The following is a 1,105-nucleotide window of genomic DNA, read 5'->3' as shown; positions in this document are numbered from 1 at the left end:
GTTCAGCGATGCGGGAAACCGCCGCTCGCCCGTGGCGCGCGCGGCGGTTTCCCGCATCGCTGAACCGAACGCGGGCGCCCGCATTTTCCCGGCATGACCGACACGCCCGCGAAACCGCCCGCCGATCCGATCACCGAAGGCGCCCGCGCCCGCAGCCACGGCCGCCCGAAGGATGCATGCCCCTACCCGGTCGGGTCCGATGCGCGCAGAGCCTGGCTCGAAGGCTACGACGGCACACCCGGCGATCGTGCCCCCGACCCGCCGATGGATGGCGGCTGAGATCGCATCGATACCCGCTGAGGTCGGTTGCCCGCCGACCCGCGCCGGCGATACCTTGGCCGGATGAGCCGCACCCGCTTCCAGACCTTCGACGATTCGAGCCACCGCAAGGCGGCGGAGCGCGTCGCCGCCCTTCGTGCCGCCCTTCGGGAAGCCGGCGTCGACGGCTTCGTCGTGCCGCGGGCCGACGAGCACCAATCCGAATACGTCCCGGCCAATGCCGAGCGTCTCGCCTGGCTGACCGGGTTCACCGGCTCGGCCGGCACTGCCGTGATCCTGGCGGATGCCGCGGCGCTGTTCGTCGACGGACGCTACACCCTGCAGGCGCCGGAACAGGTCGATCCCGGCGTGGTCGCGATCGTGCCGCTCGCCGAGAGCACCGCCGAGGCCTGGATCGCCCGGACGCTGCGGCGCGGCGCGGTGCTCGGCTACGATCCCTGGCTGCATACGCCCGATGGCGTCGCCCGCCTGGAACGCGCGGCCGCCAAGGCCGGCGCGGAGGTGAAGGCGCTCTCCGAGAACCCGGTGGACGCGGTCTGGGCCGGGCGACCGAAGCCTCCGGCCGGACGCGTCGCCGCCCATCCGCTGGATTTCGCCGGAGAGGCCGCGAGCGAGAAGATCGCGCGCATCCGCGCCGAGCTCGAGACCGGCCAGTGCGATGCGCTGGTGATCTCCGATCCGCACAACCTCGCCTGGGCGTTCAACCTGCGCGGGGCCGACGTCGGCCACACGCCGCTCGCGCTCGGCTACGCCGTCCTGCCGCGCGAGGGCCGGCCGCGGCTCTTCCTCGCCTCCGGCGACGTGACGGCGGAGGCGCGCGACGCGC

General features: G+C 73.7%; 2 protein-coding genes. Both read left to right on the top strand.

Annotated elements, in window-relative coordinates; translation table 11 throughout:
* Positions 1-93: 93 nt before the first annotated feature.
* Complete coding sequence (locus FV223_RS28265; RefSeq protein ID WP_147729957.1) at positions 94-279, top strand: Rmf/CrpP family protein; 186 nt, start codon at positions 94-96, stop codon at positions 277-279.
* Positions 280-342: 63 nt separating this feature from the next.
* The coding region (locus FV223_RS28260; RefSeq protein WP_187276287.1) for an aminopeptidase P family N-terminal domain-containing protein at positions 343-1,105 on the top strand (763 nt) is incomplete at its 3' end.

The organism is Methylobacterium sp. WL116 (assembly GCF_008039455.1).
GTDB lineage: Bacteria > Pseudomonadota > Alphaproteobacteria > Rhizobiales > Beijerinckiaceae > Methylobacterium.
This window is presented reverse-complemented; position numbering and strand designations above follow the sequence as displayed.

What these genes read in the sequence shown, in the direction of transcription:
- FV223_RS28265 (WP_147729957.1), top strand. Translation starts at nt 94, where the DNA reads ATGACCGACACGCCCGCGAAACCGCCCGCCGATCCGATCACCGAAGGC.